Source organism: Fructobacillus tropaeoli (genome assembly GCF_001047135.2).
Classification (GTDB): domain Bacteria; phylum Bacillota; class Bacilli; order Lactobacillales; family Lactobacillaceae; genus Fructobacillus; species Fructobacillus tropaeoli.
The window spans coordinates 182262-208706 of record NZ_DF968078.1 but is presented as its reverse complement, the minus strand read 5'-3'; the positions used below and the strand labels follow the sequence as shown (position 1 = coordinate 208706).

At 45.9% G+C, this 26445-nt stretch carries 20 protein-coding genes and 2 pseudogenes; 18 read left to right on the top strand and 4 right to left on the bottom strand.

The features are described 5' to 3' along the window. The first annotated feature begins 26 nt into the window (after positions 1-26). The 18 genes and pseudogenes from citC (at position 27) to aroB (ending at position 22125) form a co-directional block, all read left to right on the top strand. A complete protein-coding gene (gene citC, locus AOQ32_RS00980; protein ID WP_059393179.1) occupies positions 27-1091 on the top strand; it encodes a [citrate (pro-3S)-lyase] ligase in 1065 nt (354 codons plus the stop codon). Further along, entirely contained in the window at positions 1081-1374 is a 294-nt protein-coding gene (gene citD / locus AOQ32_RS00975) for a citrate lyase acyl carrier protein (protein ID WP_059393178.1), read from the top strand. Before citC ends, citD begins: the two co-directional genes overlap by 11 nt. Then, positions 1374-2285, top strand: a complete 912-nt coding sequence (gene citE / locus AOQ32_RS00970; RefSeq protein WP_059393177.1) for a citrate (pro-3S)-lyase subunit beta — start codon at positions 1374-1376, stop codon at positions 2283-2285. Before citD ends, citE begins: the two co-directional genes overlap by 1 nt. Beyond that, on the top strand, positions 2275-3813 hold the full coding sequence (gene citF / locus AOQ32_RS00965; protein WP_059393176.1) for a citrate lyase subunit alpha: 1539 nt from the start codon (positions 2275-2277) through the stop codon (positions 3811-3813). Before citE ends, citF begins: the two co-directional genes overlap by 11 nt. 104 nt (positions 3814-3917) lie before the next feature. Further along, the gene (gene citG, locus AOQ32_RS00960) at positions 3918-5333 is read left to right on the top strand and encodes a triphosphoribosyl-dephospho-CoA synthase CitG (protein WP_059393175.1); all 1416 of its coding nucleotides are present in this window, start codon (positions 3918-3920) and stop codon (positions 5331-5333) included. A 30-nt stretch (positions 5334-5363) separates the two neighbouring features. Next, a complete protein-coding gene (locus tag AOQ32_RS00955; RefSeq protein WP_158531849.1) occupies positions 5364-6152 on the top strand; it encodes an alpha/beta fold hydrolase in 789 nt (262 codons plus the stop codon). Positions 6153-6220: 68 nt separating this feature from the next. Next, a pseudogene (locus tag AOQ32_RS00950) lies at positions 6221-7540 on the top strand (2-hydroxycarboxylate transporter family protein). Between the two features lie 125 nt (positions 7541-7665). Beyond that, positions 7666-8988: a 2-hydroxycarboxylate transporter family protein gene (locus AOQ32_RS00945; protein WP_059393173.1), complete on the top strand. Its 1323-nt coding sequence runs from the start codon at positions 7666-7668 to the stop codon at positions 8986-8988. Positions 8989-9388: 400 nt separating this feature from the next. Then, the gene (locus tag AOQ32_RS00940; protein WP_059393172.1) at positions 9389-12844 is read left to right on the top strand and encodes a BspA family leucine-rich repeat surface protein; all 3456 of its coding nucleotides are present in this window, start codon (positions 9389-9391) and stop codon (positions 12842-12844) included. 188 nt (positions 12845-13032) lie between these two features. Then, positions 13033-14967, top strand: coding sequence for a DNA primase (gene dnaG / locus AOQ32_RS00935; protein WP_059393171.1), 1935 nt, complete (start codon positions 13033-13035; stop codon positions 14965-14967). A gap of 8 nt (positions 14968-14975) precedes the next feature. Beyond that, the gene (rpoD, locus tag AOQ32_RS00930) at positions 14976-16265 is read left to right on the top strand and encodes an RNA polymerase sigma factor RpoD (RefSeq protein ID WP_181014002.1); all 1290 of its coding nucleotides are present in this window, start codon (positions 14976-14978) and stop codon (positions 16263-16265) included. 163 nt (positions 16266-16428) lie between these two features. After that, complete coding sequence (locus AOQ32_RS00925) at positions 16429-16986, top strand: QueT transporter family protein (protein ID WP_059393170.1); 558 nt, start codon at positions 16429-16431, stop codon at positions 16984-16986. Continuing rightward, positions 16986-17726 carry a 3-oxoacyl-ACP reductase gene (locus AOQ32_RS00920; protein ID WP_059393169.1) on the top strand — a complete coding sequence of 247 codons (741 nt, stop codon included), beginning with the start codon at positions 16986-16988 and terminating at the stop codon, positions 17724-17726. The genes AOQ32_RS00925 and AOQ32_RS00920 overlap by 1 nt, the downstream gene beginning before the upstream one ends. A 164-nt stretch (positions 17727-17890) precedes the next feature. Continuing rightward, positions 17891-17998 carry a putative holin-like toxin gene (locus AOQ32_RS09210; RefSeq protein WP_083994323.1) on the top strand — a complete coding sequence of 36 codons (108 nt, stop codon included), beginning with the start codon at positions 17891-17893 and terminating at the stop codon, positions 17996-17998. A gap of 363 nt (positions 17999-18361) precedes the next feature. Then, entirely contained in the window at positions 18362-19285 is a 924-nt protein-coding gene (locus AOQ32_RS00910; RefSeq protein ID WP_059393168.1) for an aldo/keto reductase, read from the top strand. A gap of 23 nt (positions 19286-19308) precedes the next feature. Further along, the gene (locus tag AOQ32_RS00905) at positions 19309-19566 is read left to right on the top strand and encodes a hypothetical protein (RefSeq protein WP_059393167.1); all 258 of its coding nucleotides are present in this window, start codon (positions 19309-19311) and stop codon (positions 19564-19566) included. Positions 19567-20062: 496 nt separating this feature from the next. Then, on the top strand, positions 20063-21049 hold the full coding sequence (gene aroF, locus AOQ32_RS00900; RefSeq protein ID WP_059393166.1) for a 3-deoxy-7-phosphoheptulonate synthase: 987 nt from the start codon (positions 20063-20065) through the stop codon (positions 21047-21049). A gap of 4 nt (positions 21050-21053) precedes the next feature. Further along, a pseudogene (gene aroB, locus AOQ32_RS00895) lies at positions 21054-22125 on the top strand (3-dehydroquinate synthase). A gap of 94 nt (positions 22126-22219) precedes the next feature. Here the strand turns inward: aroB and fni are convergent. The 4 genes from fni to mvk all read right to left on the bottom strand — a co-directional run bounded on the left by fni (position 22220) and on the right by mvk (position 26365). Further along, positions 22220-23260 (bottom strand): type 2 isopentenyl-diphosphate Delta-isomerase, encoded by a 1041-nt coding sequence (fni, locus tag AOQ32_RS00890; protein WP_059393165.1) that lies wholly within the window; start codon positions 23258-23260, stop codon positions 22220-22222. A 12-nt stretch (positions 23261-23272) separates the two neighbouring features. Continuing rightward, positions 23273-24343 carry a phosphomevalonate kinase gene (locus tag AOQ32_RS00885; RefSeq protein WP_059393164.1) on the bottom strand — a complete coding sequence of 357 codons (1071 nt, stop codon included), beginning with the start codon at positions 24341-24343 and terminating at the stop codon, positions 23273-23275. Positions 24344-24355: 12 nt separating this feature from the next. After that, the gene (gene mvaD / locus AOQ32_RS00880; protein ID WP_059393163.1) at positions 24356-25315 is read right to left on the bottom strand and encodes a diphosphomevalonate decarboxylase; all 960 of its coding nucleotides are present in this window, start codon (positions 25313-25315) and stop codon (positions 24356-24358) included. A 108-nt stretch (positions 25316-25423) separates the two neighbouring features. Then, entirely contained in the window at positions 25424-26365 is a 942-nt protein-coding gene (gene mvk / locus AOQ32_RS00875) for a mevalonate kinase (protein ID WP_059393162.1), read from the bottom strand. Positions 26366-26445 lie beyond the last annotated feature (80 nt).

The following is a 26445-nucleotide window of genomic DNA, read 5'->3' as shown; positions in this document are numbered from 1 at the left end:
AGTTAAGGTAAGAAGGTGGGGCGTCGATAGTGGAAACCATTCAAGAAATTTATTTGACTAACTCAGCTACGAAAAAGGATTGGCGACGGTTTTTAACCAGTCAGGGCTTAGATAACTTTTCAAGCCAAGAGCTGGCTGCCATTGATAAAACCTTTGCAATCTATGACGACCAAGGCCAAATGGTTGGAACCGGCTCGATTGCTGGTCAAACGTTGAAATATTTGGCCGTTTCGGCGGCTGGTGCTTCTAAGGGGGCCAGGTTTAATCGCCTGGTGTCAACGCTCGAAACGACGCTGGCGCAAGATGGCATCTTTCATTTATTTGTTTTTACCAAGTTGCAATATGAACAGAGCTTTAGCCATGTTGGTTTTGCAACTTTGGCGAAGACTAGTGAGGGTCTGATTTTAGAAAAAGGCTTGCCAAATGTGGCTAGCTTTCGGGCAGCATTGCCTAAAAAGCCAGCCTCAGCAAAACGGGTAGCAGCAGTTGTTTTAAATGCCAATCCGTTTACCAAAGGGCACCGGTACTTGGTGGAGACGGCAGCGCAAAAGAATGACTTTGTTTATGTATTTGTGGTTGAGGAGGACCAATCGTTGTTCACGACTGAAGAGCGCTTGCGCTTGGCTCAAGAAGGAACGAGCGACTTGGCAAATGTCGTGGTGGCAACTGGTGGACCTTACATGGTCTCCAGTCTGTCTTTCCCGGCCTATTTTCTGAAGGATGACAGTCAGCTGGTTTCTTACCAAACGCAGCTCGATGCCACTTTGTTTAAGGAACAAATTGCCAAACCATTGGGCATCACAAGCCGTTATGTTGGGACGGAACCGCTGTCACAGACAACTGATCAGTATAATCAGGCGCTGCAAGAAGTGCTCCCACCAGAAGTTCAAGTTGAGCTGGTACCAAGAATGAAGGAACCGACGGACAGTCAGCAGGTTATTAGTGCCCGTACGGTTCGCAAGGCCATTCAGACAGGGAAAATTCAGGATGTAACTGACATGCTACCAGTGTCGAGTCTTTCCTTTATCGAAAAACACCTCACCGACTTACAAGCAAGAATCAAGAAAGGACAAAAAATCGATGGAAATTAAGAAAACCGCTTTGGCGGGGACCCTCGAATCTTCGGATGTTCAAATTATGGTCAGTCAAGGCACGAATGGCCTCGAATTTGACTTGGTTTCGGATGTAGCCAAGCAGTTTGGAGACCAGATTCAAGCAACGATTGAGGGCGTCTTCGCTGACTACGATATTCAGAACGCCGTCATTAAGGTAGTTGACCAGGGAGCCTTGGACCCCGTGATTAAGGCGCGGGCCATCACGGTTTGCCAACGAGCTTTGGATCAAGTTGACCAGCCACAATGGGAGGTGCTCTAATGGTTGAAAGCGAACGGTTACGACGAACCATGATGTTTGTTCCTGGTAATAATCCGGGGTTAATCAAGGATGCCGGCATTTTCGGGGCCGACTCGATTATGTTTGATTTAGAGGATGCAGTTTCACTGGCCGAAAAAGATGCCGCCCGATACCTCGTTTATGAGGCATTGTCCCGCTTTGATTATGGGGATGCGGAATTAGTCGTTCGAATTAATGGCTTGGATACCCCCTTTTACCAAAATGATATTAAAGCGATGGTGAAGGCTGGCATTGATGTAATCCGATTGCCAAAAACGGAATCGGCTGAGATGGTTCAAGAACTCGAAAACTTTGTTGCCTCAGCAGAACAGGAATTTGGTCTGGAAGTGGGTTCCACCCATCTGATGGCCGCCATTGAATCGGCCAAGGGTGTTGCTAATGCCAATGAAATTGCGGCTGCTTCTGATCGAATGATTGGTATTGCCTTGTCTGCCGAAGATTACACAACCGATATGAAGACCCACCGTTATCCGGATGGTCAAGAATTGTTGTATGCGCGCAATGTCATTTTGCATGCCGCTCGAGCAGCAGGAATTGCAGCATTTGATACCGTCTTTACGAACTTGGATGACGAGGAAGGCTTTATCCGGGAAACGAAACTGATTCATCAGCTTGGTTTCGATGGAAAATCAGTGATTAATCCGCGGCAAATTCCTTTGGTTAACCAAGTTTATCAACCAAGCCAAAAGGAAATTATCAACGCGCAAAACATGATTATGGCCATTAAGGCTGCCCAACAAAAGGGATCAGGTGTGATTGCCATTAACGGTCAGATGGTTGACCGACCGGTTGTGCTACGATCAGAACGAGTGATGGCTTTGGCGAAGGCGAACCACCTTGTTGATCAGGAGGGAAAGAACATTGAAGAATAAAGTGCAGCGAGAAATTCCGGATGAAATTTTAAACCAATATCATGATGGCGGTTTTCAATCAGTCAACTTTGGTCATCCAACAATTCAAAGGGTGGCACCAAAGGTGCTGGCACAAACCGGTCCTAGTAAGGTTGTTGACTCCATTCAACAGGTTGTCCGTGATACTGTCTGTGATGGCATGACGATTTCTTTCCATCACCATTTTCGGGAAGGTGATTTTGTCTTCAACATGGTGATGCGAGAAATCATTGATGCCGGCTATCAAAACCTTTCGTTAGCTCCTTCATCATTGACAAACGTGATGAATGATATCGTGGTTGATGCGATTGAGAAGGGGGTCGTCACCAATATTACCTCTTCTGGGATGCGAGGGACGCTCGGTGATGCGATTTCTCACGGCGCTCTCAAGAATCCGGTAATCTTCCGATCACACGGAAATCGGGCGCGGGCAATTGAGTCCGGTGAAATTCAAATCGACGTTGCCTTTTTAGGTGTACCAAATGCCGATGAGATGGGTAACGCCAATGGGATGGATGGTGAAACGGCCTTTGGGTCTTTGGGCTATGCCCTGATGGATGCCCGCTATGCTGACAAATTAGTCCTGATTACGGACGATTTAAAGCCTTATCCAAATACCCCCGCTTCCATTCAGCAAACTGAGGTTGACTATGTGGTTAAGGTGGACAAGGTCGGTGACCCGGATAAGATTGGTTCTGGGGCGACCCGCTTTACCAAGGATCCAAAGGAACTGCAAATTGCTAAGATGGTCAACGAAGTGATTACACACTCACCATACTTTCAAGATGGCTTTTCTTTCCAGACTGGTTCTGGTGGGGCGGCACTGGCCGTGACCCGTTTCTTGCGCCAGTCAATGATTGAAAAGCAGATTAAGGCATCCTTTGCCCTGGGTGGTATTACAAAGCCAACGGTTGACCTCTTGAAAGAGGGCCTGGTTGCCAAAATTATGGACGTCCAGGACTTCGACAAGGGAGCTGCCTTCTCGATGCGAGAGAGCCCAAATCAGCAAGAAATCGACGCCTCATGGTATGCTGATCCGGCTAACAAGGGCGCCATGGTTGATAAGTTGGATGTTGCTATCCTTTCGGCCTTGGAAATCGATACTGATTTTAACGTGAATGTGATGTCTGGTTCCGATGGCGTGATTCGTGGTGCAATCGGTGGTCACCAGGATGCGGCAACGGCTAAGTTGACGATTATTTCCGCTCCTTTGGTTCGCGGTCGAATTGCCACGGTTGTTCCAGCAGTCACCACGGTGATTACACCGGGTGATTCGATTGATGTTTTGGTAACCGAAATCGGTATTGCCATTAATCCAAAGCGGCAGGATCTAAAGGACGCCCTGGCAAAGGTGCCGGGTCTGCCAATCTATTCGATTGAAGACTTGCAAAAACGCGCGGAGAACTTGGTCGGTCGACCTAAGCTGTTAGCCTTTAAAGACCGGGTAGTAGCCTTGGCTGAATATCGTGACGGCACTTTAATTGACGTCATCAAGGAAGTACAAGATTAACAGTAAGATTGGAGGGCAGGGAAACCGGCCCTCTTTTCTATCGCGGTAGTTAATTGTGGATTTTGTTAGAATAGACAATAGAAATCAGTTTGGAAGGAAAGAAGATGCTTGAATTGTTTGCCGGTGGTCAGGCGGTGACCTTAGACCAAGTTTTAACTAATCGCGAGTGGCGGTCAGCTGTCCAGCAACAATTGGAAGCTGATTTTCCAGACCAGGTCGTGGTGGCGGTGAAGTTGAATATTGCGGGCCCAATTAAAAATAGCCCAAGAATCCGGCAGATTTTTATGGCTGGCTGGCAAGTGATTAAGCAGGCTGTTGTTAGTGACAATGCTGTTATCAAAAAGGTTCATGTGGATGAACAACGGATCACCGGCCCCGAGGCCTTCCTGGTTTTGGATGGCCAGCTAAAAAAATGGAAGCAGGAACTGTTGCGCTTCGAGGAAGACTTTGCTCTCGGCCGTTTGTTTGACTGTGATGTGATGGCCGATTCGGCGGAGGGCTACCAGCTGTCACGTCGAGACCTGGGTTTGCCTCCTCGTCGTTGTCTGGTCTGTGATGGGGATGCGAAGGTCTGTGCTAAAAAAGGTCGTCATCCACTTACTGCGGTCCAGGCATCAAGTAATCAGTTGTACCGGGATTATTTCGTGACTGATTTAACCCTGCCAGCTTGGTCGCGAGATTTTGTGGTGGATGCGGCCGTTGCCGCTTGCTTGCAGGAAGTGGCTTTAGCGCCAAAGCCGGGCTTGGTTGACCCAATTTCGGCAGGTGCCCACCACGATATGACGGTGATGACCTTTGTTGATTCAGCCGTAGCACTAAGACCATACTTTGAGAAAGCCTTTGAACTGGGACAAGGCTTTAGTCAGGCGGAGGAAACGGACTTGCTAGCGGCCTTGCGACCAGAAGGGGTCAAGGCAGAGCAAGCCATGTATCTGGCGACAGATGGGGTGAATACGCACAAGGGTGCGATTTTTACGTTGGGCATTTTAATTGCCGCCTATGGCTTGGCAACCCAAGATAAACGGTCGACAACTCTCCAAGAGGTCTTAAATTTCGTTCGAAAAATCAGTAAAAATGTCTTAGATGATGACTTAGTGAACTCGAATCATGACCAGCAAGAAGAAACTGCTGGCCATTACCAGTACCGGACCTATCAGTTGACAGGTGTTCGAGGTGTGGTTGCCGCCGGTTTGCCAGCGTTAGCGCAGGTTGGCCTGCCAACATTCCGTGACCGGCCGGGAACCGTGACAAACCGCCTTTTGGATACCCTGATGGCACTAGCGGGGGCGATTCAGGATTCGACGCTGATTAAGCGCGCGAATACGCCGGCAATTGTTCAGCAGATGCAAGGCTGGGTGGATGAATTTTTCGATTTTGGCGGCGCTGAGACGACAGCTGGTCAAAAATATTTAACGGCGTTGAACCAAACCATGATTGAGCAAAACTTGAGTATTGGCGGGGCGGCGGATTACCTGATTTTGACTATTTTTATTAGTCGTTTGTCAGGTTTGTTATCATAATCATAATCAAAAAAGAAGAGGGACATGGGGATGGCTTTTTTTACAACGAGTGATGGTGTACGAATTAACTATACAGATCGAGCGGGGGATGGTCCCGTGGCGGTTTTACTGTCGGGATTTTCTGGCATCCAAGCCGAATGGTCTTATCAAATTCCAGGATTAGAAGCGCGTGGTTATCGGGTCGTGACGATGGACTGGCGGTCACACGGGCAGTCGGAACGGACAACTAAAAACTTGCGGGTTTCCCGCCTGGCGGCTGATTTACATGAACTCTTTGAATTATTGAAAATTGACGAAATTACGTTAGTTGGGCACTCCATGGGCGGATCGGTTATTTGGGCCTATCTGTCGTTATTTGGCCAAGAAAAGTTGAAACAGTTGGTCATTGTTGACGAAAGCCCCAAGCTCTTAAACGAAGGAAACTGGACGGCCGGCATCCGCAATCTCACTTGGTCGACTTTTGGAACTGTGTCTAAAACCTTTATTAAGCAACACTTGACCGCTGTACCAGTCGCGCCAGAGTTTAAGGCCTTGTTGAAAGAAGATAAGGTCAAAAATCCATTCGATTTTGATTTGGCCTATCCGTTGATGAAAAATCACTTACTAGAAGATTGGCGTCAGGACTTGGCAGATTGTACGTTGAAAACGCTGTTTGTTGCCGGCGGGGCTTCGCCTTTATGCAAAATCGGCTATTACCATGAGTTTGAGAACTTATTGAACCAAAATTCTTCTTTAAAAGTTATACAAAAAGCTGGTCATTTGCCTCACTTAGAAATTCCAGAAGAATTTAATCAAGTATTTTTTGAATTTATTTATTAATTTTATAAAATTTTTGATAAGATAACCCTAGATACGATAACAGATGTAATTGATGCAGGAGAATGTAGATGAAGAAAGATAGACAACCGTCAGGTGCTATCAGCTTCTTTTCGAATTTCGAAGTCAAGCTGAAAATTGTTGGTTTAGGGGGAACGGCCTTCCTTTTGATGACCCTTTTATTATTTGTGGTCCTCTGGATGGATGTCTTACCCGATAACATGGGTGGGGCGTTGTTCACACTCGTTATTTTCGGTGGAGCACTGTATTATCTTGGTAGTCATTTGCCAATTTTTAAGTCCTACTTGGGCGGTAGATCGGTTTTTGTCACTGTGGGCGCAGCCATTATTGCTGGACTAGGACTGGTACCAAGTGGTGCGATTGGCACGGTGCGCAACTTTATTTCAACCTCTAATTTTTTGGAATTTTATATTGTGTCGCTGATTATTTCGGCCATCTTAAAGATGGACCGACAATTATTATTAAAATCAGCGGTACGGTTTTTACCAGTTGCTTTCTTGGCCATGGTTGCTAATTTCTTCATCGTTGGCTTGGTGGGGCAGTTGTAAGGATTGGGCTTCGTGCATACGTCGCTCTACATCTCCTTTCCAGTGATGGCCGGTGGCGTGGGAGCCGGCATTGTGCCACTATCAACCATCTATGGTTCGGCTCTTGGGGTGCCGGCAGGGCCAATCTTATCGCAGCTGTTTCCAGCCCTTGTGTTATCCAATCTACTCGCGATTATCGGTGCGGGACTCTTGGTTAAAAATACTGAGCAATCCGCCTGGAACGGCCATGGGGATTTATTGAAGACAACTGGTGAGATGAAGGCAACTAAGGCACAGCCCGTTAAAATTGAATTTGAGCGGTTATTGGTAGGGATGATGGTCGCCATGGCCTTCTACTTGATTGGCCTGATGCTTCATCACTTGTTGCCAAGCAGTAATGCTTTTGCCTTTCTGATTTTGGTGGCAATTGTTGCTAAGGCCAGTAACTTGGTACCAACTTACTATGAACAGTCCGCAGTCCTTTTTGGTCAATTGATTGTGCAAACGATGACCAAGGCTTTACTAGCCGGGGGTGGATTGGCCTTACTTGATTTGTCTGCATTATTGGAGACGTTGACTTGGCAATTGGCTATTTGCGTGATTGTCTCGGTCGTCACGATTGCCTTGGTGGCAGGCTATCTGGGCAAAGTTTTTGGTCTCTACCCAGTCGAGTCAGCTGTCACTGCTGGCTTGGTTAATAATTCGATGGGTGGAACCGGAAACGTCGCAGTCCTCTCGGCCGCTAACCGGATGAACTTAATTGCCTTTGCGCAGATGGGAAACCGAATTGGTGGTGCCATCGTTTTGGTGATTGCTGGCTTCTTTGTTACAGTTTTCGCCTAACAATTTAAAATAAATCTAAGCAAATCCTGTGTTTGCTTTTTTTGTGAAAAAAACTTGCATTTTTTATTTAAATCTGAATTAAAGAGTGGTATTATTAAAAAGTTGCTTTGCTAAAGGAGATTATAATGTCTGAAGAATCACAGGCGTCGCAAGGCACCGGAATCTTTTCGAAAATCGAAAGCGAGTTTCAAGTAGCGGGTATTGGCGGTGTTGCCTTTATCCTGATGGCCATTTTGTTGGTGGCTGTCTTGAGCCTACGTTTGTTGCCAAATAACATCGCTGGTGCGATGTTTGCCCTAGTTATGCTTGGTGGCGTTTTCTTCTATGTTGGAAATAACCTGCCAATCATGCGCTCATACCTTGGTGGAGGGTCAGCCTTCGCCGTTGTTGCCGGTTCGATCTTAGCCGGTACAGGGATTGTGCCTAAGGAAGCCGTAACAAGTATTCATACCTTTGTTTCTGATGTCAACTTCTTGGAGTTCTATATCGTGGCTTTGATTACCTCAGCCATTTTGAAGATGGACCGCAAGTTATTGTTGAAATCAGCTGTGCGTTTCTTACCAGTAGCCTTTGGGGCAATGATTATTTCATTCTTTGTGGTTAGCTTTGTTGGGCAGTTGCTCGGCCTTGGCTTCAATCACACTGCATTGTACGTTGCCTTCCCAATGATGGCCGGTGGAATCGGAGCCGGTATTGTGCCATTGTCAAACATTTACGGGTCAGCCCTTCATGTTTCAGCCGGTACGATCTTGAACCAATTGTTCCCAGCTGTTGTTTTGGCAAACTTGATGGCCATTATTGGTTCATCATTGTTGGTTAAGTTTACTGCCAAGTCAAAGATGAATGGTCAAGGTCAATTGTTGAAATCAGCAGATGACATGGCCGCCGACAAGAAAGATGATGCCCCAGCCCTCAACTACTCACAAATGTTAGTTGGAATGATGGTGGCTTTGTCATTCTACATGGTTGGTACTTTGTTGCAAACTTTGGTACCAAGTATCAACGCTTTCGCATTTTTGATCTTAGCAGTTATTGTAGCCAAGGCTTTGAACTTAGTTCCTAAGTTCTACGAAGATTCAGCCGTGATGTTTGGAAATCTGATCGTTTCTACAACAACACAAGCTTTGTTGGCTGGTATCGGATTAGCTTTGGTCGATATGAACAAGTTGCTTGCCACTTTGTCATGGCAGCTGGTTGTTTGTGCTTTAGTTTCAGTCGTAACGATTGGAATTGCAGGTGGTCTTTTGGGTAAGCTCTTTGGTTTGTACCCAGTTGAATCAGCAATTTCAGCCGGTATGATTAATAACTCAATGGGTGGAACTGGAAACGTTGCTGTATTGTCAGCTTCTGACCGGATGGGTTTGATTGCCTTCGCTCAAATGGGTAACCGAATCGGTGGTGCTATCATCTTGATCTTAGGTGGCCTCTTGATTACGGTTTTGCATTAATTTGCAAAAACGCTTTGTTAACCGTCTTCACGTTGTGTGAGGACGGTTTTTTGTTATGATCAAATTGGGACTGTATAGCAAAAAGAGAAATACTTAGCTAAGATAAATCAGTCTCGATTGCCATAAAATAGCGAAAAGGTAATGAGTTCAGAAATTAGCCTGATTGAAACGACCATATTTCTTTCTATTATGTTGTTGTTTGATCAATTTATATCGTTGAAAATGTCTTCGGGTTTAGATACTAGAAGGCTTTTTTAGTAAAAAGATGTTTTAGTAAAACAACGATAGGGATCCCTTTTTGTCATTTATGTTACAAAATGATTGAAGTTGTCACATGAAAGTCATGGAATAAGAAGTGAAAGATTGAACCAGCTTTTAGCTGATTTTGAGAGGGAAATGAATGAAGGGAATTAGTAAAAATAGTTGGCGGTCGTTACTAATCGAAACAGCAGTCTTTGGCACGATAACGTTTATGGCACCAGTTATGTTAGTCAACCGTGCAAGCGCTGATGATGCTCAGCAAGGGAAAACTACTGGATCGGTCAGCCAAACGAAAGCTGGCAATGCAACGTCGTTAAATAATGCAGTAACGGGCACAGTGGCGTCAACGACTGCAACTCAATTGGATAATAATCAATCCTATTCTGGAACAACAACTGCGATGGTTTCGTCTGAATCAGTTGCTACTGGCGGTAGTGTAGTGGTTTCTGCTTTGACAGCTCAAAAAAATCAGGTTAATGGCTCGTCCACTGCGACGTCACAAGCTGCACAGCAAAGTCAACAATCAAGTACGTCAACGACATCGGCACAGAATAGTCAGCAAGGCAGCGCTCTTGGAGATACGGCACCTACTACCAGTGGTACCTGGGGAACAGTTCCTTGGACCTTTAATCAAACGAGCGGTGTTGTCACCTTGGGTTCTGGAACTGTGAGTGCCCAAAACCAAATTTTGGAAAAGGTAGTACCGAATGCCCTGCAATCTGTTAAGCAAATTCAAGTGACAGGGGATGTCCGAATTGTCGGTGATGCAACAGGACTGTTTAATATGTTGACAGCTCTGACCAGTTTTACTATTATGCCTGGTGGACACTTGGATACCAGCCAGACAACCAACATGTCGAATATGTTTGCCTTGGATTTTGCATTACCTTCAATTGATTTGAGTACCTGGGACATGAGCCATACTCAGAATATAGAGGGAATGTTCTCGAATGATAAAGTTTTGACGAACGTCATTGGACTAGAAACGCGTGATTTGAGTGCCGTAACGAATGCGGGCGATGTCTTTTTGTCGACTCCACTGGCTAACCAGGGGACGCTGAGCTGGAATAGTTGGCAATGGTTAACAGGAAATCATCCAGTGCTAGGTTTGGCGCGGAATGCTGATGTACATTGGGGGACGGCAAAGGCCCATTATGATTGCCAAACTTTAACTTTGACGGTCGAATCTGCCGATGACGGCTCTGAAGGTGTGATTTCTTCTTCAAGTTTGACCAGTATTGGTCAGTTAAATCAGGAACAAATTGCTAAGATTGTTTTTACAAAACCGGTAAAAGTTGCCACCCTAGGGACGGCGGCTTTTGCGGGATTCCCAGGCTTGACGGCAATTCAAGGGTTGAACTTGGTTGATACCTCGCAGGTAACTTATTTTAGCGATTTCTTTGCAGGAAATCCTGCATTGACAAGTCTTGATTTGAGCAATTTGGATACTCATAGTGCTACGAATATGTACGATATGTTCAACGCTGATAAGTCGTTGACTACACTCGACGTTTCCCATTTTGATACCAGCAATGTCACGAATATGTGGGCGACGTTTGCCAATTTGTATCGGTTACAGTCGATTACAGGGATTAACAATCTCAACGTGAGCAAAGTGACGAACATGCACAACATGTTTTATAATGATATGTCGCTGAAAAGCCTCGATTTCAGCTTGTGGAACGCTAAGATGCAGTTGGTTCCTGGCTCTACAAAAGGTGTGAATGATGGCACCGGTGGCATGTTTGCCAATACAGTTAGCTTGAAGAGCCTTAATATTCTTAATTTAGATAATACTGCCGATAGTGCCCAAGAAAATATGTTCACGATGAATGCCAGTTTGGCTGATAGTGTTACTTCGCCATTAAGTGCTAAACAGTTTACTGCACATTTAACAGATTTAACCACTGCCCCTCAGTTAATCATGAACCGCGAAAATGATTTGAATACAACTGTTCCTGATACGGTTTGGAATCGTTATGATAGCAACGGCAATTTAACAATTTTTGTTCGTAACGCTATTAATACGGGAATGGCTAACCCTGGTAACTGGCAGGCCGGTCAGGCATATCGTTTGGTCGACCAAATAACTGATCAACAAATTGGTCCTAACCATATTGTTCAGGGGCTACCAGGTTCTCAAGTTACTGTCACTATTCCAGATAATTATCGGTTAGTGAATACAAATTTGTACTATACAGATCAGCCGGTCCAACACACAAAGATTGCTCAATTTACTTTGGCGAAGAACTTAGATATCAACAAGCCAGTTATTCTATATTTGATTAAGGAAGTGCCGGTTACTGTCAACTTCGTTGATCATAACCAAACAATTGCTACTTATCAGAAGACTGTGGATGAGGAAACGGATATGGATGTTTCCTCACAGTTGCCCAAGGGTTATCAAGCTGCCGATAAAACTGATTTGGCTTTCCAAGTTGGAGACCAAGACTTGGTTGTGAATATTCCTGTCCTCACGGGTGCAGAAATTGCACCGACAAGTACAACACCAACTTCTAGTTCAGCAACAAAGTCAAACACAGCGTCGACTTCCAGTTCATCAACACAGTCAAACACTGCATCGACCTCTAGCTCGTCAACGAAGTCAAATTCAGCCTCGACTTCTAGTTCAGCAACGAAGTCGAATTCAACCTCGACCTCCAGTTCGGCACAAAAATCAAGTGCAGCATCAACTTCTAGCTCAGCGCCAAAGTCGAATACGACATCAGCCTCTAGTTCGGCAACAAGGTCGAATTCAGCCTCGACTTCTAGTTCGGCAACGAAGTCAAGAACAACATCAACTTCTAGTTCAGCGACAGAGTCAGGTACAACATCAACTTCTAGTTCGGCAACGAAGTCAAGAACAACATCAACTTCTAGTTCAGCGACAGAGTCAGGTACAACATCAACTTCTAGTTCGGCAACGAAGTCAAATACAGCCTCAACTTCTAGTTCCGCACCAAAGTCAAATGCTGCGTCGACCTCTAGTTCAGCAACTAAGTCAAGTGCAGCCTCGACATCTGGTTCAGCAATAAAGTCGAATTCAGCCTTAACCTCTAATTCGGCAACGAAATCGAATGCGACGTCCAGTTCTAACTCAACGACGAAGCCAAGTCATTCATCAAAGAAGTCAACTACGTCACCAATATCGAGTTCAACAACGACGTCAAACGCGTCATCAACTTCTAGTTCAGCAACGAAGTCGAATGCAGCCTCAACTTCTAGTTCAGCGACGAAATCAAGTACGGCCTCGACTTCTGGATTGTTAAGGGCATCAACTTCTAGTTCAGCAACACAGTCAAATACTGCGCCAACTTCTAGTTCAGTAACGTCGCCAATGCTTGTTCCAGGGGTAGTAAATGTGAATGCAACACCAACGCCCAGTGCACTGTCAACTTCTGAATTGACAGCAAAATCAAACGAATCAGCACCAGCAAAAAGGGTTACAACTACCGCTGAAAGTACAACAGCAAGGTCTCAGTCAGTTTTGCCAGCAACCGGCAAGCATCGAACTTTCCGATTAGCTTTCTTAGACTTATTAGCCTTGATTGGCAGCAGTTTTGCAGCTATGAAAATTTTTGGACGTAAACACTAATTGTATGAAGAAAAAGATGCTGATTTAATAAAGTTAATGATGTGTCATAGTTAGGAAGACCGGTGGCTAAACCGGTCTTTTTGTGAACAAAAAACTTTGACAAATACTCAAAATCTTCCTATAATAGTAGACAACATTGTATTGGGTAGAAGTGCGGACTGGCGTAGTTACCAGTTTGAAGGAGGCTTATGGCAGAACGGATTCCACAAAGTGTAATCGATGAAGTTCGGTCGCAAACCAACATCGTCGATGTGATTCAAAATTATACCCAGTTAGTGAAGCGCGGTCGCGAATGGAACGGGTCTTGCCCATTTCATGAGGATCGGCGTCCTTCACTCTTTGTTGATGATAAAAAGCAGGTTTTTCATTGTTTCTCCTGTGGGCGCTCAGGAACCGTTTTTTCGTTTTTAATGGAAAAAGAAGGTTATACCTATCCGGAAGCCGTCCTATCCCTAGCTAAGAATCTCAAATTATCTGGTTTAGATAGGTACCAGGGGCAGCCTTCGGCGCGACAGGAACAATTCGCCGCGATTTTTGATTTATATCAAAACGCCGAGCGGTTGTATACGCATATTTTGTTGAATACAACAGCGGGTGAACAGGCTTTGGCCTACCTGCATGATGACCGTAAGCTCGATGACGAAACCATTAAACGTTATGGTTTGGGTTTTGTGCCATCGAACAATGTGTTATTGGCTTATGCCAAGGAGCACAATTTGGCTGACAAGCTCCTTCTAGAAAGTCAATTATTTATTGACCAGGATGGTGAAATCAGCCGTGACCGCTTTAACAACCGAATTGTCTGGCCAATTAAAGATGTCAGGGGTCAGGTTCGGGGCTTTTCTGGTCGCTCGCTTGATCCAAACAATCCAGCTAAGTATATGAACTCACCAGAGTCGCCCTTCTTTAATAAGGGAAACTTGCTGTATAACTTTGATCAGGCAAAACCGGCTATTCGGGCTGGTCAACCGGCCATGATTTTTGAAGGTTTTATGGATGTGATTTCGGCCGCTCTGGCAGGAGCGACCGGTGCCGTTGCCACAATGGGGACGGCCTTGACTGAACATCATGTGACTGATTTAAGTAAAATCACAGATAAAATCCTCTTGGTCTATGATGGCGATGCGGCAGGGCAAAAAGCAGCTAAGCGCTCGATACCATTAATTCGTCAGGTTGCCCCCCAAGTTGAAATTGGGGTTGTTTCCTTACCAGATGGTCGTGATCCTGATGAGGTCCGGCGTGAACAGGGGTTAGAGGTCTTAAAGCAAGACCTTGACCACGGCGTTTTGACACCGACTGAATTTTTGATTCAAGCGGCTAAAAACGGTAAAAATCTGGAAAATCAGGCCCAGTACCTTGACTTTTTAAAGGAAGCATGGCCGATTTTGGCCGTGGCAAGTCCGGTTGAGCAGGATTATTTTTTGCGGCAGTTTAGTGAAGAATATGGGTCTGATTTTACGGCTCTCCAGCGAGAGTTTCAGGAGTTTCTTGCTCATCGACCGGCACAGACGGTTCAAAAGGCGCCAGCAAAGAAGCAGTGGCGAAAGGTCCAGACCGACCAGAATGGCTGGTCGGATGACTCATGGCAACCGGATTATTCGGATGGTTTTGAATCATTAGCTGCTCTTGGTGAGCCTACTAGTCCAACGGCTTCTGCCGATGATTTAGCCGGACATTTAAATGCCGGTTTAACACGGACTGAGCGAGCTGAGCAGGGGCTCTTAATGGCAATGATTAAGTCACCTGCAGCCATGAATACGGTTAAGGGATTGCCCGACTTTGCCTTTGTTCATCCAGAATACCAACTGTTAATGATGCTTTATGAAGCATATACCAAACAGGGACAGCAAAGTTTTGATTTAGCCGGTTTTTTGGACTTTGTTCAAAAGCCTGATTTAAACCAAAAAATGATGGCAATCGACCGAGAATTTGGTACACTAGAAGTTCAACGGGATGCGGTTAATGACTACATTCGTGTGATTATGAAAGAGGCTCCTTATGAAAGCCAAGTTGAGGCTCTAAATAAGAAGATTGCCTTGGCTAAAAATCAGCATGATAAAATGGCCCTGATTCAACTCGGGACCGAGTTAATTAACCTAAGAAGAAGGTATTCCCAGCAATAGGAGATATAATGGCAAAAATTTCAAGTTCAAGTAAAATTTCCGAAATTAAAGCTTACCTTGATGAGCAACACATTGCTTATCACGGTCGGGCTCGTAAAGCGGAACTGTTGGCCTTAGCTGAAGGTAAGACGCCTGAAGAGGCGGCTGAAATTGCCAAGCAACCTGTTAAAAAGCCGGCTAAGAAGTCTGGCCCAATTAAGTCGGCTGCCTATGATAAGGCTGTTCGTGAATTGTTGAAGGAATACAAGCCTGCTAAGCAAATTCAATATCGTGAATTGTCTGAAAAGATTGCGGAACCTTTCCACTTGGATACTGAAAACATCGAACGTTTGATGGAAAAGGTTGAAGATGCCGGTATCGCCATTGTTGACGAAAAGGGTGAGCCCGCACCAGAAGTTCTCCAGGCAAAGCAAAACAAGCCATCGAAGGATGAATTGGATAACGCTGAGGATACTTCCGGCATTAAGATTAACGACCCTGTCCGGATGTATTTGAAGGAAATCGGTCGTGTTAACCTTTTGCAAGGTGATGAAGAAATTGAATTGTCTAAGCGAATCGAAGCTGGGGATGAAGAAGCAAAGCAAGAATTAGCAGAAGCGAACTTGCGTTTGGTTGTCTCAATCGCTAAGCGTTATGTCGGTCGTGGTATGCAATTCTTGGACTTGATCCAAGAAGGTAACATGGGCTTGATGAAGGCCGTTGACAAGTTTGATTACACTAAGGGATTTAAGTTTTCAACTTATGCAACCTGGTGGATTCGTCAGGCCATTACACGTGCCATTGCCGATCAGGCCCGGACAATCCGTGTGCCTGTTCACATGGTTGAAACCATTAACAAGTTAATCCGAATTCAGCGCCAATTGCTGCAAGATTTGGGTCGTGAACCACTTCCTGAAGAAATTGGGGCCGAAATGGACTTGACTGCTGACAAGATTCGCGAAATCTTGAAGATTGCTCAAGAACCGGTTTCATTGGAAACACCAATTGGTGAAGAGGACGACTCGCACTTGGGTGACTTCATCGAAGATAACGAAGCCGTTTCACCAGCGGATTCTGCTGCTTATGAAATGCTTCGTGATCAATTGGAATCAGTCTTGGATACGTTAACTGACCGTGAGGAAAACGTTTTGCGTTTGCGTTTCGGTTTGGAGGACGGTCGGACACGGACTTTGGAAGAAGTTGGCCGTGTCTTCGGGGTTACCCGTGAACGGATTCGTCAAATTGAGGCCAAGGCGTTGCGTAAGTTGCGCCACCCATCACGGTCAAAGCACTTAAAGGATTTCATGGACGAAAACTAAGCTTTTAGTTACCATAAATCAGTTAGAATACTTTTTATTAGATTCGGTATTTTACCGAATCTTTTTCACGTCAAGCACCAGCTAACCGTCTGGCAAGTTGGCACTAATTAAACAATTAGCGGTTCATCAACCATCCCGCTTAAACAAAACTAGGAGTACAAGTATGAACGATTTTAACCAAAAAACAACTTCCAAGGCATTGGGTCTTACGTTAACGGCTGTCGTGGCTGCCCTTTATGCGGCAATTACGATGTTAGTGGCCCCCATTGGCTTTGGTCCTGTCCAATTGCGTCTATCCGAAGGGCTGAACCATCTAGCTGCTTGGAATAAGCGCTATGTTGTCGCCCTTGGCTTAGGGGTCTTGATTGCCAATGTGGTTTCACCCCTGGGTTGGATTGACTGGGTTTTTGGAACACTGGGCACAGTGATTATGACTGGTTTGACTTACCTGCTAACTCGTAAGGTGGAAAAGCCACTGATCAAGATTATCATCTCAACGGTGATTGTTTTGACAATTGGAATGGCAATTTTGGCAGCAGAATTTACTTTTGCCTTTGCTATTCACGCGCACGGGGCCTTTGCTCCCGACCACTCATCTTCCTCATTGCTGGCTAACTGGCTTTCTTACTATGTTTCATTAGTGCCAGGTGAGTTGGTTTCCTTGGTCGTTGGTGGAATCGTTATCTATGCCTTGTCAAAGGTCGTTAATTTAAAGAAATAATGATTGAACAAAATTATCACAATCAAAAAGTATTCTTAACCGGTGCCGCTTCTGGCATCGGTTTTTGCCAAATGAAGACTTATTTAGCTGCCGGTGCCGAGGTTGTGGCGGTCGATGTGCAAGAAATTGACTATGAGGACGCTCGGTTAACCAAAATTCAGGCTGATTTGGGCCGAAAAGAGGAACTCGACGCATTGGTGGAGCAACTCAAATTAGAGCCGGAACCCTTTGATATCTTCTTGAACACTGCTGGGGTCTTGGATGGTTTTCAACCGCTACTAAATCAGGACCAAGCAACCATTGATCGCGTCCTGTCAATCAACCTACAGCCGGCTATTGCCCTGACACGGGCCGTCTTACCAAAGATGATTAGTCAAGGACAGGGTACTCTGGTTTACATGGCATCCATTGCCGGTCTGCAGGCTGGTGGTGGCGGTGCGGCTTATACTATGGCCAAGCACGCTCTGATTGGTCTAACGAAGCAGGTGGCCTTTGATTATGCCAAAGATGGCATCAGGGCGAACGCGATTGCCCCGGGTGCAATTAAAACGTCGATGAATGCAGCTGATTTTGCAGGTGAGGGAAAGATGGCACAAGAAGTGGCCAAGCAGACGCCAGCACAGCGCTGGGCGGATCCGCAAGAAGTCGCTGATTTGACCTTATACTTAACTAGCCCACAAGCGAGTTACGTGAATGGAACGGTTGTGACTCTTGATGGTGGTTGGACACTCGGCCATTAAAATAATGAACTTTTTTAATAAAAAATCTATAAATGCCTTTAAATTAGCGTTTATGATATAATTTTTGTATAGCAAACTAGTGAAGATGGTGGCTACTCTGATAAAGGGGGTGGTGCTTATGGTGGAATAACTGTAGACGCACATTCTTGGAAAGGAGTGGCCAGATGCCCGTTACGGACATCATCATGATACTATTGGCCTCTGGAATGTTCATTCTAAAGTTGATTAGTATTGTGATTGAGCTAATCGAAAAAATTAGCAATAAAAAATAACTGTCTTCGCTTAGCCTAGCCTGACAGTTATTTTTCAAATAATAAATTAGGTAGCTACCGTTTTACGGGTTTGATAGGGAGGCGGTTGTTCGAGCAACCGCTTCTTTTTATATGCTTATTATAGCATGGGAGAATTAAAAATAAAATGAATCAAATATTGATAGCGACCGTTTTACAGGTTTGTCAGGGAGGTGGTTGTTGAAGCAACCGCTTCTTTTTCATTGATTATAACAGCCAAACTGGGTTGAAAATATTCTATATGAGCATAGTGAAGTAATGATTACTAACTTTGGTTTGAAACTGGAGGGGCTTTTGATTTACACTAGAGGTAGTCACAAAAGTAAAAAAGAGGGGATTTGTTCAATGGAAAAGTCAATTTTGCAAGAAACAACGAAGCTCGCTAACGGCGTTGAAATGCCGGTTTTCGGTCTCGGCGTTTGGAAGTGTTCCAATAAGGAGGCCGCCGATTCCGTCCAGGTAGCCATTAAAAATGGTTATCGATTGATTGATACAGCTAAGCAGTATGGTAACCAGCCCGGTGTTGGCTATGGAATACAACAGGCCTTAAAGGATAACCGCTTGAACCGGAAGGACTTGTTTATTACGACTAAGGTTTTTAACGGTGACCAAGGTTATGAAACAACTTTGAAAGCCTTTGAGGAGCAATTGAAGCAATTGCGTTTGACTTACTTGGACTTATTGTTGATTCACTGGCCAGTTGATGGCAAGTATGTCGACACTTGGCACGCTGTTGAAAAACTTTATCGTGAAGGCAAAGTCCGTGCCATTGGAATTTCAAACTTTAACGAAGAAAAAATCCAAGAATTGCTGGAAGCCGGTACCGTGATGCCACAAGTGAACCAAATGGAATTTAACCCATTGGTTCAAGAAGAATCACTCTTCACCTATATGAACGGGATTGGGATGGCAATGGAGGCCTGGGGACCATTGGGCGGTGGCGAAGCGCTCTCGAACCCAGCCGTTGAAAAAATTGCGCAAGCCCATGATAAATCAGTTGCTCAAGTGATTTTGCGTTTTGATTACCAAATGGGAGCCATCACGATTCCAAAGTCAGCCCACGAAGAGCGCATTATTGCTAATAGTCAAATTGATGACTTTGTTTTGTCACCTGATGAAGTGGCTGAAATTAAGGCACTTAACCAAGAAAAGCACAGTATCTGGTACCCAAGCTTTGCCTGGCACAAGGGTAGCGAGACCACTGGAGTCAAGGATGAAGTTTCTCATTGGGACGATGTCGAAGAATATTTGAATAAGCCCGTTCAATAAGCATAACGGCTGAAGGAGGTTCAATGGAAGTTTTAAAGTATCTGGAGGCCTTGCAATACGAATCAGCCGATACCGTGATGGGATCGATTATGAGTGCGACTGATTTTCCAGCGTTAGCCGGAATTGAGGATGCCTGTGACGTTCAGCACAGCACGACGAACCAACACGATTTAGAGCAAATCGAGCGTTATCAACCAATGTTTTATAACGTGGCCGAACACCGCCTGGTGAACCAAGCGGATGTCTTGCGCTTGCTGGATTTAGTGACACAAAAACAATAATCGAGGAGCTCCGCTGTGAATGGTGGAGCTTTTTTGCTCGAATTGAATAAGTGATTCGATATATGAGTTCAACTCATGAATCAAGTGGCCGTCAATCATATCGTCTTCACGGTGAGCAACCAGGCGCTAATGCTTAGAACAAGAACATTTACTGGTTTATGTGTATAAAATGATAAAAAGATGAGGGATTAATTTGATTTTTATTTGATACCGTGCTTTAATAAAGGCATAAATTAATTTACAGAGGACAAAAACATGTTGAAAGCAGGGACGACGGTTCGATTTTATAGCTATTGGTAAAGCTTCTGCTTGATTCGCACAGAATGGAGCAGTTACTCCATTTTGTGTGGCCAATAGCTTCAACATGTTCCTCGGTCACGCACACGGTTACTTACCATGGCGGACCGAGACCAGGATTCGGTACAAACTCTCGTGGTGGTAAGGGACCAGCACGAGAGTTTTTTGTTGGCTTTTTGTATGGTTAAAGGAGAATAGGATGATTATCGAATTTGCATCAAGTACCGACCCAAAGCTTCAAGCTTTAAAGGAGCGTTTTGCTGAAAAAACGGATGTCTTTATCCATGGGAGACGAATTGCTTTGACGGGCTTAACGACCGCTGATTTAACAGAGGCTGAACGGGCAGCAGCCACAGACATTATTCTCGACCATCCAAAGGCCGTCCAAAGTAGTCGAGCGCTCCATACCGAAGACATTGTCGTCAAGACTGCTCATAGTCAAATTGACCATCAAAGCCTAACGTTAATGGCTGGACCTTGTTCAGTTGAATCAAAAGAGCACGTCTTTTTAATGGCAGAGGCGGCTAAGAAGGCTGGGGCAACCGTTTTGCGTGGTGGCGCTTTTAAGCCACGAACGTCACCATACTCGTTCCAAGGGCTTGGCGAAGAGGAGCTGAAATACCTTCGCGAAGCAGCAGATGCTTTCGATTTGGACGTGGTCACCGAAGTAATGGATGAAAGCCATGTTGACTTAGTGGTCCAGTATACCGATATTTTCCAAATTGGCGCACGTAATATGCAGAACTTTTCACTGCTAAAGGCGGTGGGGCAGACACGGATTCCCGTGATGTTGAAACGCGGCATGTCCGCCACGATTGATGATATTTTAAACGCTGCAGAATATATTGCAGCAGGTGGCAACCAGCAAATTATTTTGGTTGAGTGTGGCATCCGGACTTTTGATAATAAATACACCCGCAACACGCTCGATGTTGGCGCAGTTCCCGTCTTGCGGGCGTTGTCGCCATACCGAGTCATGGTTGACCCAAGTCATGCGGCTGGCTACGAGAGCTTAGTCGGTCCTGAAGCCTTGGCCGGGGTGGCAGCGGGTGCAGCTGGCTTGATTATTGAAATTCACGATCATCCAGACCAGGCCTTTTCCGATGGCCCTCAGGCATTGTTGCCAAAGCAATTAGAAGAGCTGGCAAATCAGGCCCGTGCCATTCACAGTATTATTCGGGGGTAAAGTCATGAGTACGATTCCGGTTAAAATGCCAAATCAGCGTTACGATGTCGTGATTGAAGATGGCTTGTTAAAGACACTTGGCGACCGTGTCCGATAAGTCTGGTCACCGCGCAAAGTCGCCATTATCACGGACGACAATGTTGGTCCCCTGTACCTCGACCAAATTGCCAATGAGTTGACCGAAGCCGGCTTTACGGTGGTTACTGCCGTGGTTCCTCATGGGGAAGACTCGAAGTCATTGGCCCAGTTAGAAGAATTGGCCCAACAGTTGGCAGCAGCGTCCTTTAATCGGACCAATAGTCTGTTAGCCCTCGGAGGTGGCGTAGTTGGCGATTTGACCGGTCTGTTGGCCTCGGTTTATATGCGGGGCATTGATTTTGTCCAGGTGCCAACTTCCTTGCTTGCCCAGGTAGATAGTTCGGTGGGGGGGCAAGACGGCAGTCGACGTGGCTCAGGTGAAAAATATACTGGGAACTTTTTACCAGCCAGACTTGGTCCTGATTGATCCTCAAACGCTAAAAACGTTATCACAGCGAGACTTGGTCGAGGGTTATGGTGAGGTAGTCAAGGCTGGAGCCTTAGTTGGGGGCGACTTTTGGTCCCTGATTTTACAAATTAATTCGCCGGCAACCATTTTGCAAGAAGCGGCCAAGTTGATTCATTTTGCGCTCGACTTTAAGGTTCAAGTGACTAGCCAGGATGAACGTGAGGGCGGCCAACGGCAACTATTGAATTTTGGTCACACAATCGGTCATGGGGTTGAGTCACTGGCAAACGGTGACCTTCGCCATAGGGAGGCGGTTAGCTTAGGGCTGATTGCGATTAGCACAATTTTTGCTGATCAGGATGAAAGCAACGAGGTCTTAGAGAAACTGCGAGACCGTTTAGAAGTTGTCGGCTTACCAGTAACATCACCATTATTAGCTGATGACGGTTTAATGGATAAAATTAAAAACGACAAGAAAAACCGTCATGGCTATCTGAACGTCGTTTGCCTAACCGCTATTGGTCAACCCCAAATCGAAAAAATCAGCTTAGCTGATTTGGCGGATAAGATTAACCGCGCAGCAATTTAATAACAGTTGACGAAATTAAAAAGAAGTTAGTCGAAAAAATGTTTTCGGCTAACTTCTTTTGTTTGTTGATTGGAAATAAGAAAGACTGGCTTTGTTAAAGCTGGTCAGAAAAATTTTGGAGGTCTGCCCGGTACAGTCTTGGAACTTGGCTAAGGTCGAAAACGGTCTTGGCGCCCAAAAGGGTCATTAATTCAGGCAGGGCCTGTTGCCAGTTCTCGATTTCTTGTTGTAGGGCTGAGGGGCTCTTTGTCATTAAGACTTGCAGGAAGTGACCAGCGGACGAGGTCGTTTTCGCTCTCAAAATCAGGGCAGTCACAACATCGTTGATGGATTGAATCCCGCCTGTGGCAATTAACGGTGAATCAATAGCTGCCTTTTGTCCTGCTAAAAGCGATTCAACCGTGCTGAGCCCGAAGGGGCTCAAGTCCAGGGGGTTCTCATTTTGACGGTCACGGCGTTGCTCAATTTGAGCAAAACTGGTTCCATTACCACCACCAACGTTGATGGCCGCTGGTTTGAGGGCAGAGAGCTGCTTCAGCAAATCGGGGCCCATGCCAAAACCAACTTCCTTGATTATGACCGGTACGGGTGATTTAGCAATGACGGTAGCTAGGTTATCAAGCCAGTAAAAGCGTCGATCGCCTTCCGCCATGGCTAGTTCCTGGCCTAAATTGACATGGAGTTCGATGGCATTGGCGTCAATCATATCGATCGCTGCTTGAACATTTTTGATGGGATGGTCAGCGCCGAGGTTGGCAATTAAAAAGCCATCAGGGTGATTTTGCCGAACAACACGGTAGGATTCGACCTGACTGCTATCCTTTAAGGCAACGGACTGTGAACCAACCGCCATCGCTAAGCCCGTCTTTTGAGCAACGGTGGCCAAATCAGCATTAACCTTGGTACTAGCAACGGATCCGCCAGTCATGGCCTCAATGTAAAAGGGCCAGGCAAAGTCTTCACCAAGGATGTGGGTGGTCGTTTGAACGTCAGCAACAGCCATGTCTTTCAGTGGTCCTGGGACCCAACGGACAGCATCAAAGCCCGGTCCAATTACTGGATTTTCCTGGTCACGCCAAAACTTGGTCGCCAGCGAAAGGTGTTCGTTTTTACGGTTTGAATGAGTAGTGGCCATCTTAAAATTCTTTCACAGTAACACGGTATCTTGCCAGAGCGCTGGTAAGAGGAGGTGGAGGGCGGTTCCTTGACTAGCTTGATGAAAACCGTGCCCTTGGGTTTGGTTTTCAAAGACGACAAAGCCGTTGTCACCATAGCCGGCGCCAGAAACCTTACCAGCTAGGCCTTTTTGTCCTAAGAGTGTCAAAAATTGACTGAGGGCAGGGGTCAGGTAGCCAGTTGGTAAGACCCTTTTCAAGAGGTCCTGATTGTTCTTAAGTCCTTGCATCAAGCCATGGTAGTCATGATTTTCAATCGCTAAGGCCGCCTTGGTGACGGCTTCTTTTGATTGGCGGGCAAAGTCAGTCTGCCAGAAACCCTTGGCGAGCGCCTTTTTTGTTGAGGCAGGTTGGAAGGTGGCGACGATACCAATTTGCCAATTTTTTGGCCAAGGAAGCGGTTTAATAGCGAGGTTCGACCAGTCGAGCTTTGAAAAATCAGATAGGGTGAGCTTCTTGGAATCCACTTGGTTCAGCCAGTCAGGTGCTTGATAGAAAATTACACCGGTAAAAGTGGCTGAAGCTAAATCACCAAGGGAACCAGAACCCTGAATAAAGTAGTGGGCGAAGGATGCTTGGCGGAAAATAGCTTGCAGGCGGTCTTTTTGATCAAAGTAAGTGACCAAACCCTTGATGATGGCAACCGAAACTGCAGCCGATGATCCTAAGCCGAGCTTGTTGTGGTCAACGGCCATTTGCGAAGAAATCGTTAACGATAGGGCGAGTTGCTGTGTAAGCTGAAGGTCTAAGTGTTCTTGGTAGAAGAGTACTAAAGCCGCCTTGACAAAGGACCAGGGCCCTAAGAAGGAGTCGCTTGTTTCTTGGTTTAACTCGGCCAAGGTCGACCAGGTTAAAACAAGTGGTTCTGGCATGGCGTCTGATTTAATAACTAGAGAGCCCGGCATGAGGCGGTCGGTTGCTGCAACACGAATGGTTAAACCACGGTCAACGGCAGCCAAAAGAGCCGGTTGCCCGGGTTTTGTGACAGCATATTCGCCGGCTAAAAAGAGTTTGCCGGGGACTTTGACGGTGGTTGTTTTCATTGCAGATGTCCTTTAGTCTTTAAAGCTAATACCGGGGCCGGGTGTTGCGATTTGGAGGCGCAACTTGCGGAACTTTTCTTGAAGTTTATCTTTGATAGTTTCAGCCTGATCTTGGCTGGTAATAATCTTAACGTTTGGACCGGCGTCAATCGTGGCGTAGGCTAGGAAGCCTTCAGCACGAAGTTCCTTAACAAAGGCTAAAACATCGAGAGTCATTTGGTTAAAGTAGGTGAAGCGCCGGTCAGTGGCCGTGATGTTTAATTCATGCATGGCCAAGGCGTTTTCTTCGGCTAGTTCGCCAATCTTTTGCAAGTCTTGGTTGGCGATGGCTTCCTTCATAGCCGTAAATTGGTCATGTGATTTTTCAACCCATTCTGAGTACTTGGGTGAGGTCATCGCCCGCATCATACCATCAGAAGACGAAACTTTTTTAACGGTTCCAGCGATTTCGCAAACCACGAGGGCGATTGGCAAATCAGTTGCCGGCAGTGCCTCGGCAAAAGAAGATTGATTATCGGTTCCTTCGTGCCAGACGGCAAAACCAGGGAAAAATGACCGGGTTGCTGATCCAGAACCACGGCGCGCCAGGCGAGAAAGGTCGGTTAAGGACAAATCCCAGTTTTGGTGGCGAGCAACGGCAGCTGTCAGAGCAGCAAAGGATGAAGCCGAAGAAGCGAGACCCGCAGCGGTCGGAACCGTATTTTTGGAAACAACTGTTAGGGGACCAAAGTCTTCAATTTCTTCACGTAAAAAATCGAGGAAATTATGGATTCGCGTTGGATCCTGCATCATGTTGTTAATCAACAGGGTATCTTCCTTACCGGCCGTTACCATTGTCTCGGTATAAAATTCATTCAGCGTCAGAGATAATGACGAAGTGGTTGGGAGGTTGAGTGTTTTATCTTTTTTGCCCCAGTATTTGATAAGGGCAATATTTGTGTGCGCTTTGGCAGTTGTTGTTTTATCAGTCACAGTGCTTTCCTTGGTGAGAGTATTTTAAATTTTTGGATGGTTAATCAGTTTGAGGACCACCAACGGTATTTTGTTGTCTCGAAGCAGGCAGAAACCCCAAGCTGATTTTTAATGTGCTGCTGAAAGCGGCTGAATCCAAGCTTCCTTGGCACCGGCCTGTTTGAGGGCGACAGCAATCTTTTGCGCCTGGTCGTTATTTTCTGCCAGGGAAAACATCGCACCGCCAATGCCAGACCCGGTTAACTTGGCGCCCAGTGCGTCTGCTGCTAAAGCGGCATTAACAAGGGTGTCTAGCTTTGGGTGCGAAACTTGAAGGATTTGCAGATCCTTGTGGGCATCAGTAAAGAGCTGGCCCAGCGTTTTGGGATCGTTATTGGCTAGGGCTTCCTTCACTAAGAAGGCTAGCTGGCCGAGGTGGTTAATGGCCCCCCAAGTTGGTTCATAATTTTTCTTGAGCTGGTCTTTGACAATGTTAACGGCTCGAACGGTTTGACCACGAACGCCGGTATCCGCCAGGACGAGGGTCGCTTCCAAATTAGTTTGGAAAGTATCGATTTGTTGCTGGTGGAACCACACGGGCTCAACAGCCGAGACCGTGGCAGCATCGATGCCAGAAGGTGAACCGTGGGAAATACTTTCAGCTAAATTCGTATAAAAATTCAGTTGGTCCTGACTTAAGTCTTGTCTGGTCCAGTCAAAGAAGGCCCGTGTGATAGCTGTTGCGAGGGCCGCTGAAGCGCCAAAGCCTCGTTCTTGGGGGATGAGCGATTGTACCTCTAATAAGAATGGTTGGTCAGGTTCAACTAAGTTTTCTAGCAGGGCGATGATTAACTGGCGTAAGCCTTCTAAATCAGCGCCGAGGTTGGCCAGGTCAAAGGCCTGTTCACCTAAAATAATCGTTTGGCCACTAGCAATCGCTTGAACGCTTGCCGTGACTTTGAGGTTCAAAAGGGGGATGGCGACGGCCGGTTGTTGGTAAACAACGGCATGGTCGCCGATAAGAATGGCTTTGGCGTGCGAATGGCCAAAGCCGGCATGATTTTTTTCCATATAAAAGACTCCAATTACTGCTAATATTGTACCGCACTAGGCTAAGTAGTGTAAAATAACTACGAGAGCAAAATGAAATT